Raw genomic sequence first — 11,994 nt, forward strand, 5'->3', positions numbered from 1 at the left:
TGCGCGCCGCACCGGAGGGCTTTTTCTTGTGACGCTCTGAAGCGGGGCCTCAGTAGTCGAGTTCGAAGCGGAACCCCAACGCGGTGTTGCCCTTGCGGTCAAAGCCGCCGCGCGCGGTCAGCTTGTCGTTGATTTCATAGTTCAACTCAAGCTCGGTATTGCCGTCAGACCCGACCGTCACATCGGTATAGATCTTGTCGGTGATATACTTGCCGGCCGAAACCTCGGTCTTGCCTTCCTCATCCGTCGACACGTTCAGATCATCGACACCAATGCCATCGCGGATCCGTCCGAAGACACCGCCGCTGCCGCCGGTCAGCGTGTTGATCGCGCTGACCAGTTGCGCCAGTTCCAGCGGCGTCAGGTCTTGTACCGGCTTGCCGAAGAACAGTTGTGCCAGCACCTCGTCCTCTGGCAGTTCCGGCTCGGATGTGAAGGACAGTTCGGGATCCGAGGCCGGTCCCACGATCTGGATCTTGGCGTTGATATCACCGTTGTCCGAGGTGGCGATCATGCGGATGTCAGGGTCAAGATCGCCCTGCAGCGAAATATCGACCGTTTCGAACTCCAGTTGCTGGGCCAGAAGCGACATGCGCCCGCGGATCAGTTTCAGGCTGCCGTTGGGTTGGACCGCCGCGGTGGTGCCGCCGATCTGGATCTCTCCGCCCACTTCGGCATCGATGCCACGTCCGCGCACGAAGATCTGGTTCGGGGCCGAGATACGGATGTCGAGCGGGTAGGCGACGCCACCGCCGCCGTTGCCGTCGTCCTCTTCCTCGACCAGACCGGCCCGGATACGGGTTTGCAGCGACTTGGCGCCTTCGCCCACGTGCTGGATGTCCGGAATCGATCCAGCACCGCCAAGGCCGCCCGGAATGCGCAGCACGCTGCGGCCCACGTTGATCACACCGGTGATGGCCGCGCCTCCGGCCAGCGGACCATTGACGCCGATCTCGCCGTTCAGGTTGAGATCGTACAGCGTCGGATCTTCCAGATGGATCTGGCTGAGGCGCGCGGTGATCTCGGCGGGCAGGCCATCGCCCAGCCCGATGGGGCCGGTGACCGTGATGCGTCCGCCCGACGACAGGTTGGTGCCCACGTCCAGATTGGCGGTGCTGTTGGCCAGTCCAAGCTGAACCGCGATATCGTCCAGCGTCAGGCGCGTCGCCGGATCGGTCAGCCGTGCACCGGCCACCGTGACCGTACCATTGACCGCATCCAGTCCGGGTTGCCCCTGAACCTTCAGGTCAAAGCGTGCCAGCCCGTCGATGGTGCGCGGCAGCAGGAACACATTGGCCAGCCCCAGCGGGATGGCGCCGATAGCCTCAAGATCCATGGTGCCATCAGCGCGGATCACGTCGCCTGTGACCGTTGCGGTCGAGCCGCCTGGCCCATCCAGCTTGCCATCCACGCCCCAGCCGCCGCCAGCCCCGGTGGCGGTGGCCACGATGTTGAGCGGGCCGTTGAAGCTGGGCGTCAGCACGCCGACGTTCTTCATACCTGCGGTCAGGTTGATGGTGGTGATATCGTTGACCATGTTGCCGTCGGCGGTCAGGTTCAACTGCGCCGCGTCCAGCTTGACGGTGTCCAGAACCAGCCCGTCCTCGTCGCGGCGGGCGCGGGCGATCAGGGTGGTTTCACCGGCGACCAGTTGGTCAACCTGCGGCTGTCCGATGCCCAGATCCTGCGCACGCGCATTGGCGTCCACGTTGAAGAATCCGGTATCCAGCGCATAGGATGCGGTGCCGCGCGCGGCGACTCTGCCGGTCAGGTCCTGACCCGACAGGGCCGCGAACCGGCTGAGCGGGCCCGAGACCAGATCGAAGGTGCTGTCCACCGCCATCGCTTCGCCAGCCAGATCGGTGACCTTGACCTCGGCCGTGGCATTGACCTCGCCCGAGCGCAGCGCGAAGCCCGACAGGTTCAGCAGGCCACCATCGGCGACCCAGTCAACCTTGGCTTTCAGGTCCGCGCCATCGGCCAGAACCTTCGAGATCTCCGGATCCTGCGCGCTGACCCCCTTCAGGGCCGCAACCAGATCCGACGTCGCGCCGGTCACGGTGCTGCCATCGCGCGACAGGGCGCCATCGGCGGTCAGGGACAGATCCTGCAGTTCCATGACCCCGGCCTGCACAAAGTCCCGCACCGCAAGGGTCACGGCATATTGGTCGCCAGTGTCCGCATCATAGCTGACATCCAGATCTGCCCGGCCCAGCGAAATTTGCTGCCCCGGTACCGGCAAATCGACGGGGTTGCCATCGCCCGAGCCGACCCGCCCGGTGAGTTTCACGTGCTGCGGCCAGAAATCCGGTGCGATATGGGCGGTGCCAGCCAGATCCAGCCGCTCGCCGCTGAGCGACAGGTTGTCCAGCGAAATGCCGTCGCCACCGCGCGCGGCCTGTACCTCCAGATCCACCAGACCGGCCAGCAGGCCGTTGCTGTCATAGGTGCCCACAACGATATCGCGGGTCTGGCCGTCCAGAGTGACCGAGCCTTCGCCTGTCACCGTGTTGAACTCGGCCGTCAACCCAGTGTCGATGGACCCGGACAGATCCTCTCCCGCAAGGGCCGAGAACCGGTCCAGATCGCCGACCGATGCGTCAAGCTGTGCCGAGATTTGCGGGCGGCTTTCCGACAATCCCGCCACATCGGCCTGACCTTGTGCGGTGATGTCGCCGCTGGTGACAAGGAAATCGCGCAGAGTCAGCAACCCGTCCAGATCCCAGTCGATCAGCGCGCCGAGGCTGAAGTCATCGCCCGCCGCTTGCCACAGCGCATGGTCGGTGGTCGAGAACCCCGAAATTTCCGCGTCGACCCGCGCCTGGACCTCATCAACGGTCGTCGGCGCGGATTTCGTCAACTGGCCTGCGGCCTGCAGCGCCACGCGATCGACCAGATAGCCTTGCGCCTGCATGAAGCCGGTGCCGACCAGATCCAGCGAAAACGTGTCGCCGGCGGCCTCGTCATAGGTGATTGCCAGATCGGCATTGTCGACCAGAACTTGCGGGCCGGGCAGGGGCAGCACCACCGGCAAGCCGATCTCGGTGCCCAGATTGGCCTTCAGGTCGGCGGTCACCGGCAGGTATTCGGGCGACAGGTCAACTTCGCCGGTCAGGCGCAGGCCGCGCGTGTTCAGGTCCAGATCCTCGATATCCAGACCGATGGCCTCGCCCTGACGGGCCGAAAGCTTCAATGTGATCTCGTCGCCGAAGAAGTCCCGGTAATCGGGCAGGAACAGGTCGGCGATATCACCGCCCACATCCGCCGTGATCAGCCGGTCGGGCGTGTCGGTGTCGCCTGCAACCTCGCGCAGACCGATGTCGCCGGCCAGTCGTACGATGTCATCGGTGCGCAATTCCAGTGCCGCCTGAAAATCGCTGATCGGGGCATCGCCCTTCAGCGTCAATTCCAGCGGTGGGGTGCCGGGAATGCCGGCTAGCGTGGTGATCAGACCGTCGTCGGCCTCGGACACGTCCAGATCGACGTAGAGGCGTCGCGAGTCGTTTTCGAAACCACCGGCCACGCGGATCGCAGCCTCTTGCCCGTCGATGCGGAAGATCGCCAGTTCCAGCGCGCCTTCCCCATCCTGCAACCGGGCATTGCCGGTGACCGACAGATCGACTTGCTGGCCCAGTACCGGTTCTCCGATCCGCACACCGCCGACCGACAGTTGCTTCACATCGACCGATACCGGCAGTTCGGGCAGCGCGAACGGTTCGGGCTGGGCATCTGGGTCGGCGGCCAGTTCGGGCGGTTGTTCCGGGCCGGGCAGGGGCGGGCGCACGAAATCCACGGTGCCGATGGTCAGCGCGTTGACCTCAAGCCGTCGCCGCACCAGCGCCAGGCGGCGCCAGTCCAGCACGATGTCGCGCACGGTCAGGAACACGCCATCATCATCCGACATCTCGATCAGGCCGATCCGGGCTTCGGAGCTGAGCAGCCCCTCAAGCCCGCGCACCTGCACCGTACGGCCCTCGCCGCCAAGCGCGTTCTGGATCAGGTTTTCCAGGAAACTGGCGTCTTCATTCTTGCCGTCGTCCTGCGCCAGCGCCACAGGCGCGGTCGAAACAACGGCTGCCAGAATGATCGGGGGAAGAATGCGCCGCGTTGTCATCAGAATGCCTGTCCCACGCCGATATAGAGAGCTACCCGAGAGAATTCCTTCACCTGACCGGTATAGGGCGTGGCCAGATCAACCCGCAACGGACCGATCGGCGTGGCATAGCGCACGCCGATGCCCAGACCCGACTGGCTGTCCCCGGCGTCGGTGGGGTAGCTGTCCGGCCCGACAAAGCCAAAGTCGGCAAAGCCCACGACACCGATGGTGGAGGTGACCCAATAGCGCGCCTCGGCTGAAACGCCCACGAAGCTGCGGCCACCTGATTGTTCGGACGCGCCCACGTCGACCCCGAGGCTTTTGTATTTCTGGCCGCGCACCGTGTCGGCGCCGCCCGAGAAGAACAGGAAATCCGGCGGGGTCTGATCCAGGTCCGAACCGACAACCGTGCCCAGCAACAGACGCCCGGCCATGACGAACGACTTGGATTCGCCAAAGCCGTGGTAGGTTCGTGCGTCAACCGTGGCCACCATGCCGCTTTGGCTGTCATCCAGCCCCAGATACGGCGTCGCCAATGTATCAAGATAAAAGCCCCTCGTCGCATCGCCGGGATCGTCGCGCTTGTCCCATTCAAGACGCGCGGGCAGGATCGCGTGGTAGAACTCGCGATCCCCGAACACATCCACCGAATGCGAATAGCGCAGACCACCGGCAACCTGGCCGAACAGGTCTTCATTGAAGTAGCGCGTGACACCGACGCCAAAGCTGAAGGCTTCTTCGGTGTAATCCGGATCGTTGGTGTCTTCATATGTTGCAAAGAAGAAGGCGTCGTTGTCGTGACCGAAAGAGCCGGGCCGAGTCAGGCGAAGCGATGCCGTGTAGTCGATCCCGCCGGCGTCGCTGAGCTTGTCACTGCCGATATTGGCCGCTTCCGCATCGATCCGCAGCCGTTCGGCCCCGCCAAACAGATTGCGGTGAATCCAGTAGCCGCCGACGGTGAAGCCGTCCAGTGTATCGTATTCGGCCAACAGCCCGAACCGGCGCGGTTTCTCCTCGATCAGCGTCATCTGGTAGTCGAGCGTGCCATCGGGATTGGGCGTTTCGGCCTCGCGCACCGAGACGGTGCTGAAGGTGCCGGTGCGGCGGACGCGGTTGACCGCATCGCGCAGTTCGTCCGGGTTGTAAACCTCGCCCTCTGGAAAGCCCATGATCTGGCGCACGCGCTTGTTGCTGACATTCCGCTCTCCATCGATGCTCAGCGATCCGAACCGAAGCAGCGGGCCGGGGGCCAGTACGACCTCGGCATTCAACTGGCGTTTGGGATGGTTGGCGATGATGGTCTGATCCTTGACACTGGCCTTGGCGTGGCCGTCGACCTTCCATTCCTGCACGCCGGCCTTCGCCGCAGACACCACCAGATTGGCCTGCGCGACCGCGCCCGGCACGAAGCCCTCAACGATTGGATTGGCGTTGGCAGTGGGGGCGCGGGGTCCAACCTGGGTCTTGCCAAAGGTGAACTGCGGGCCGGCCTCGACCGCGATGGTCACCTTGTCGATGGACTTGGGCAGTGTGAAGGGATCGATATCCGCAGCCTCGCGCCCGTCGATTTTCACCGAGACGGAAGGCCCGTAATAGCCTTCGCCGTACATGACGCTGACCATGCGGGAATAATCCGACCGCGCGCTGCCGAAGATCACGGCGGCGTCGGACTCTTCCTGTTCCAGCGCCTGCGAGGTGAGCGCCACCGACTTGAGCCGCTTTTCGATGGCTTCGCGCTTGTCTTCATCAGCGATGCCGCTGACGGTCACGGTCACACTGTCGAACGCAAGGGCAGGGACGGCCAGAACGGCCATTGTCAAGGTGTTCACAACAAGTCGGCGCATGACAATTCCTTGGTCTACAGGCGAGATTACCCCCGTTAGTGAAGCGGATTCGAAAGGCTGTAAACCGCCGACTTTGACGCCGCGTGATTTCCCTTCGAAAAGATGTATCCCGGTCTCACTGTAAAAAAAACGTTTTGACCTTTCCGTGGGCTGGCGCGATGTCAGGGGTCAGTCAGGCAAGGAGAACCAGCATGTCACGCGTCGCATTTCTTGGTCTTGGAGTCATGGGATATCCCATGGCCGGACATCTTCAGAATGCTGGCCATCAGGTCACCGTCTACAACCGCACCGCCGCCAAGGCGGCAGCCTGGGCAGAGCAGTACGGAGGCACCGCTGCCGACACGCCACGGGCTGCTGCCACGGAGGCCGAGATCGTGTTTTGCTGTGTGGGCAATGACGATGACCTAAGGTCGGTGGTTCTGGGCGAGGACGGCGCCTTTGCCGGGATGCGCCAGGGCAGCCTGTTCGTGGATCACACCACGGCGTCGGCCTCTGTTGCTCGTGAACTGGCGGCGGTAGGCGCGGACAAGGGCATTGGCTTTGTCGACGCGCCGGTGTCCGGTGGTCAGGCCGGTGCCGAGGGCGGCCAACTGGCGATCATGTGCGGCGGCAGCCAGGCCGATTTCGACCGTGCCCAGGCCGTGATGTCGGCCTATGCGAAAGCCACCGAGTTGTTCGGCGAGGTCGGCGCCGGCCAACTGACCAAGATGGTCAACCAGATCTGCATCGCCGGGATTGTCCAGGGCATCTCGGAAGGACTGTTCATGGCCAGCGAGGCCGGGCTGGATGCCAAGAAGGTCGCCAAACTGGTTGCACAAGGCGCTGGTGGTTCATGGCAATTGGCCAACCGGGCCGACACCATGGTGGACGGCAAGTTCGACTTCGGCTTCGCGGTGGACTGGATGCGCAAGGATCTGGGCATCGCGCTGGCGCAGGCCAAGGACATGGGCGTCAGCCTGCCGGTGGCGGCGCTGGTGGATCAGTTCTACGGCGACGTGCAATCGCTGGGGGGCGGTCGGTGGGACACCTCAAGCCTGATCCAACGGCTGCGTGTTCTTAAGGGCCAGAACATCTGACAACGAGAAGAGTCGTGCGGGACTCTGAAACGGGTCTCGCAGGACACCATTGCGGGCGCATCAAGGCATGCACAATGTTGCAACCAAGTAGAAATGTCCCACATGGGCGCTGAGATTTACAAAGCCTGACAGGGCGGAGACCTCAGATATCGCAGCCCTGGCTGGCTTTACAGTCTGCAATGCGCTTGCGGTCAGCCAATGAATTCCGGCCATCGTTGCGGCGACCGTTGGGTTTGTAGCGGGACCGTTGTTCGCCCGCGCGGCGTTTCTTGGGTGGGGCCTTGTCCTGTTCGGCCTTGATGTGCTCGAGTACTGCGCTCAGATGCTTGTTCTCGGTGATCGCAGAATGCGTGACGCGCTGGTCCTTGTCGAAGACTGAGTAGGGGCGTGATACACCCTTCCAGTGAAACTCGAGCCGGCCGTCGGGATACTCGAAGCTATCGACATACTTGCCGGGCAGGCCGCGCGTGATCTCGTTCTCTTCGAGGATGATCCGCTGCCGGTCGCAGGAACAGGCGAGCTGCTGGCTGACATAGCGTTCGTCGCGCCAGCACGTAAGCGTCCGGTGTGACCGGCAATTCCAGGGCAGCAGGTCATTTACGCGGGTGATCTTGTAGGCTGGGATGCAAGCGATGGTGGCGGCGAGCCAGGTATGGGGATCGACGCCGTTGAGCTTGGCGGTTTCGATGAGGGTGTAGGCGACGGCTGCAGCGCGCCCACCGGCGGGTGATCCGACGAAGAGGTAGTTTTTCCGCCCCAGAGCGATTGCCCGCATGGCCCGTTCGGCGGTGTTGTTGTCAATCTCCAGGATGCCGTGGGCGAGGTACGGCTTGAGCCGCCGCATTCGGGTCAGAGCATATCGGATTGCCTGGGCGAGCGGGGTTTTTCCCGAGATTGTTGGCAGTTGCGCATTCAGCCAGTCCTGCAAATCGTCGAAGATGGGCCTCGCTTTTGCCTTTCGGATCGCGGCACGTTGGTCGGGTGGCGAACCGCGGGCCTCTTTCTCGATGGCGTAGAGTTCTCTGATGCGGAGGATCGCCTCTTCGGCGATGGCTGAGCCTTGGGATCGGTGCACATCTACGAACTTGCGCCGGAAGTGGGCCATATTCCGCGATAGGCGACGAGGCTGGAGTTTTTCAAAGACCTGCCAAGACCCATCCCATGCCCATACTCTCTGCCTGTTCTCATTGGAGACAGTGTCCCACTTCTACCTTGCAGATGTGGGACACTGTAACTTTGCGCGCACACACGGTATCACTATAACCATAGTTATGTATAACATTCCGGGGTGTATCCCCTCGGCATACGTTTCTTCTCGACTCCGGCGGCAGGTGTATGAGATGAACGCCTATGCAATTCTTACGGAATCTTCTCAAGATAATGATGCACGGCGAATGGACTATTTCGCTGTGGCACGCGCTCTTCGGTGCGGGTGGACTTGTGAGTAGCTTTGGCATTGCTGCTTGGGCTGGATCTTCAACCGGCTGGGTAGCAAGTTATGGACCCATAGCTTGGGTGGCGTGCGGATTTGCCGGGGCACTCATATTTGCGCTCATTTTCGCGGGATATGCCTTCTCTTCTGAGGCTGTAAGTCGAAGGAAGCTGAATGAAAGGCGCTTGGAAGCGCCTACTGGTATCAATATTCTGGACGATCACTTCGAAAAGAAGGTAATCCGAGTTGATGATCTATATGATTCTCGGCACTAGGTAATCAGCAACAAGGACTTTACACGTTGCCGGTTTGTCGGCCCTATGCCGATTGCATTCCTGAGAAATGTCACTAACACTGGCCCGATCCTCGACAGTTGCAATTTCATAAACATGGGCGAAAGCTTCTACTCAAACGGAGGGGTGGTAGCTTTTTCGGATTGCACATTCAGAGATTGTGAATTTGTAGAGGTATGCTTGCTGCTCCCAAGGCAACTTGCTGTAGAATTTCGCATACAAGCTCCTAATCTGGCTATTTATGGCGATAGTATGGAAAATGAAAAACCTGAAACAGGCTAGAGAAAAAGATTCTGACTTTGAGTGCTTCATCAAGGAGCACGAGGCCGACCCTGACGGCGATCTCGACAAGCTGGATGCCCTGATCAAGCGCTCAACTCGGGAAACCGGGAAAGCAACTTGTCCAGCATCATCTCGGGACGCATCCGACGATTGAAGCGGTACTCGAACTCCTTGACGTAGCGCTCAAGGTGCTTGGGCGACACGCTGGTGTGTGTGCCCGCAATCGACTTTTTCAGGTGGTTGAAGAAGCTTTCAATCTGGTTTGTGCTGGTGCCGTCCGGCTTGGCGTATTCTCCAGAAGCATGGTGCACCGTCTTGTGCTCGTAGTCCGTGACCGGGAGCGCGCGGTCATAGGCCCGAAGCTCGTCCGTGTGGACCTCTGAACCGGGCAGAACATTCGAGGTGATCTGCGGGATCAGCGAACCGCGTGTCTGGTCGGGAACCACCTTGAGCATCGCGTCACCGTCGCGCTCAATCATGCCCATGACAACCGTCTTGCGCTTGCGCCAGTCCATGCCGGTTGTGACACCGCCAACAAAGGTTTCATCGACTTCAACAGTCTTGCCTTCACCGCCCAGCGGTTCGTCGCCATCAACCGCCGCCATGTGTTCGCGGATCAGCGCGGCCATGCGCCATGCGGTCTTGTAGGTCACGCCAAGCTGCCGCTGCAATTCCTTGCCGCTGACACCATGCTTGGAGGTGGTGAACAGGAAGATCGCGTAGAACCAGAGTTGCAACGGCGTGCGGCTTTTTTCGAAGATGCTGCCGACCATCGGGTGAATGTGATGGCCGCACCACTGGCAGGAATAAGCCTTCTCGGACTCAAGACGATACCATTTCGCCGCGCGCTGACACTTCGGGCATACGTGGCCCTGACCGATCCGGACGTTGAAAAGATGCTCTAGGCAAGCATCGTCGGTCGGGAATTTCTGGAAGAACTGGCGGACGTTTGTCTGTTTCATACAGAATATGTCGGCTTTGTCTCACCGTATGTAAAGGGGATATTCCCCATCATTCAGGGGTACCAGAGCTTGCCGCCACGCGCAGATGCCTTGTGATCCAGCCTACGTCGCTCATATGTAGGGTCGACACAATCATCGAGGATCATATGCCGACATTTCCCACTCGCCAATTCGACGCGCATGCCGAACAAGGCGCATCCCCGCTTGGACAGCTTCCGGAATGGGATCTTCGGGATCTCTATGAGTCTCCCGATTGCGACGCGTTGAGCGAGGATCTGGAATGGCTGGAGACCGCCTGCGCAGAGTTCGCGGCCGACTATGACGGCAAGCTCGACACGCTGGATGCTGACGGCATGCTGAAATGCGTGAAACGTGACGAGCAGATCAGCCAGGTTGCTGGCCGCGTCATGTCCTATGCCGGGCTGCGCTATTATCAGAACACCGTGGATGCCGAGCGCGCCAAGTTCATGGCCGACATGCAGGACCGCATCACCACCATGACGACACAGCTGGTGTTCTACACGCTGGAACTGAACCGGCTGGATGACGACAAGCTGGCCGCGATGTTTGACGAAAACGAGGATCTGGCCCGCTACAAGCCGATTTTCGACCGGGTGCGCGCTATGAAGCCGTACCAGCTGTCCGACGAGTTGGAGAAATTCCTGCACGATCAAAGTGCCGTGGGTGCTGCGGCGTGGAACCGGCTGTTCGATGAAACCATCGCGGATCTGGACTTTACCATTGATGGCGAGACCCTGAACCTTGAGGCCACCCTGAACTTCCTGACCGAACAGGATCGCACCAAACGCGAGGCCGCGGCGCGGGAACTGGCGCGGGTGTTCGGCGAGAACGTCAAGATTTTCGCGCGTGTTCACAACACTCTGGCCAAGGAAAAGGAGATCGAGGATCGCTGGCGCAAGATGCCGACGCCACAGACCGGACGGCATCTGGCCAACCATGTGGAACCCGAGGTCGTCGAGGCCTTGCGCAACGCGGTCGTGGCCGCCTACCCCAAGCTGTCGCATCGCTATTACGAGTTGAAGCGCAAGTGGCTGGGTCTGGACGTGCTGGAGGTCTGGGATCGCAACGCGCCGCTGCCCATGGAAGATACAACGCTGGTGGACTGGGACACTGCGAAAACCACCGTGACCGAAGCCTATGCCGCTTTCGACCCGCGCATGGCCGAGATCGCCGCGCCGTTTTTCGCGAAGGGCTGGATCGATGCCGAGGTGAAGCCCGGCAAGGCCCCCGGTGCCTTCGCGCATCCGACGGTCACCAATGTGCATCCCTATGTGATGCTGAACTACCTGGGAAAACCGCGCGATGTCATGACGCTGGCGCATGAGTTGGGCCATGGCGTGCATCAGGTTCTGGCCGCCGATCAGGGCGAACTGCTGTCCTCGACACCGCTGACGCTGGCCGAAACCGCCTCGGTGTTCGGCGAGATGCTGACCTTCCGCAAGCTGCTGGACGAAGCCGACAGCCCCGCGCAGAAGAAGATTCTGCTGGCCGGCAAGGTCGAAGACATGATCAACACTGTGGTCCGCCAGATCGCCTTCTATGACTTTGAGTGCAAATTGCACGCGGCGCGGCGCGAGGGCGAATTGACTCCCGACGACATCAACGCGCTTTGGATGAGCGTGCAGGCCGAAAGCCTTGGCGAGGCGTTCAATTTCATGGACGGCTACGAGACCTTCTGGGCCTATGTCCCGCACTTCGTGCATTCGCCGTTCTACGTCTACGCCTATGCGTTCGGCGACGGGTTGGTGAATGCGCTGTATGCGGTCTATGCTAGCGGTGCCGAGGGCTTCCAGGACAAGTATTTCGACATGCTCAAGGCCGGCGGATCGAAGCATCACACCGAATTGCTGGCGCCCTTCGGTCTGGATGCCACGGACCCTGCCTTTTGGGACAAGGGTCTGCAGATGATCTCGGACCTGATCGACGAGTTGGAAGCGATGGAGGCGTAACGCCTCCATCATCCACCCTGCCCTTTGCAGGACTATTTA

General features: G+C 61.2%; 6 protein-coding genes and 1 pseudogene. 2 read left to right on the forward strand and 5 right to left on the reverse strand.

The annotated features are described in order from the left end of the window. Positions 1-49 precede the first annotated feature (49 nt). A complete protein-coding gene (locus AB0T83_RS11580) occupies positions 50-4,114 on the reverse strand; it encodes a translocation/assembly module TamB domain-containing protein (RefSeq protein WP_366193209.1) in 4,065 nt (1,354 codons plus the stop codon). Continuing rightward, on the reverse strand, positions 4,114-5,940 hold the full coding sequence (locus AB0T83_RS11585; RefSeq protein WP_366193210.1) for an autotransporter assembly complex protein TamA: 1,827 nt from the start codon (positions 5,938-5,940) through the stop codon (positions 4,114-4,116). Before AB0T83_RS11585 ends, AB0T83_RS11580 begins: the two co-directional genes overlap by 1 nt. Positions 5,941-6,098: 158 nt before the next feature. Here AB0T83_RS11585 and AB0T83_RS11590 point away from each other — a divergent pair, with 158 nt between their 5' ends. After that, positions 6,099-7,016 (forward strand): NAD(P)-dependent oxidoreductase, encoded by a 918-nt coding sequence (locus tag AB0T83_RS11590; protein WP_366193211.1) that lies wholly within the window; start codon positions 6,099-6,101, stop codon positions 7,014-7,016. 142 nt (positions 7,017-7,158) lie between these two features. On the opposite strand, the gene AB0T83_RS11595 is transcribed toward AB0T83_RS11590, so the two are convergent. The 3 genes and pseudogenes from AB0T83_RS11595 to AB0T83_RS11605 form a co-directional block, all read right to left on the reverse strand. Next, positions 7,159-7,704: a transposase domain-containing protein gene (locus tag AB0T83_RS11595; RefSeq protein ID WP_366193307.1), complete on the reverse strand. Its 546-nt coding sequence runs from the start codon at positions 7,702-7,704 to the stop codon at positions 7,159-7,161. A 36-nt stretch (positions 7,705-7,740) separates the two neighbouring features. After that, positions 7,741-8,151: pseudogene (locus AB0T83_RS11600) on the reverse strand (IS66 family transposase); the annotation flags it as partial. 955 nt (positions 8,152-9,106) lie between these two features. Next, complete coding sequence (locus AB0T83_RS11605) at positions 9,107-9,985, reverse strand: IS1595 family transposase (RefSeq protein ID WP_366193213.1); 879 nt, start codon at positions 9,983-9,985, stop codon at positions 9,107-9,109. 146 nt (positions 9,986-10,131) lie between these two features. Here AB0T83_RS11605 and AB0T83_RS11610 point away from each other — a divergent pair, with 146 nt between their 5' ends. Then, on the forward strand, positions 10,132-11,955 hold the full coding sequence (locus AB0T83_RS11610) for a M3 family oligoendopeptidase (protein WP_366193214.1): 1,824 nt from the start codon (positions 10,132-10,134) through the stop codon (positions 11,953-11,955). Positions 11,956-11,994 lie beyond the last annotated feature (39 nt).

Source organism: Meridianimarinicoccus marinus, from assembly GCF_040689105.1.
In the GTDB taxonomy this organism is placed as follows: Bacteria; Pseudomonadota; Alphaproteobacteria; order Rhodobacterales; family Rhodobacteraceae; genus Meridianimarinicoccus; species Meridianimarinicoccus marinus.

Excerpts from the sequence above, each read along its gene's own strand:
- AB0T83_RS11580 (WP_366193209.1), bottom strand. The coding sequence starts at position 4,114 with ATGACAACGCGGCGCATTCTTCCCCCGATCATTCTGGCAGCCGTTGTT.
- AB0T83_RS11585 (WP_366193210.1), bottom strand. The coding sequence starts at position 5,940 with ATGCGCCGACTTGTTGTGAACACCTTGACAATGGCCGTTCTGGCCGTC.
- AB0T83_RS11590 (WP_366193211.1), top strand. The coding sequence starts at position 6,099 with ATGTCAGGGGTCAGTCAGGCAAGGAGAACCAGCATGTCACGCGTCGCA.
- AB0T83_RS11605 (WP_366193213.1), bottom strand. The coding sequence starts at position 9,985 with ATGAAACAGACAAACGTCCGCCAGTTCTTCCAGAAATTCCCGACCGAC.
- AB0T83_RS11610 (WP_366193214.1), top strand. The coding sequence starts at position 10,132 with ATGCCGACATTTCCCACTCGCCAATTCGACGCGCATGCCGAACAAGGC.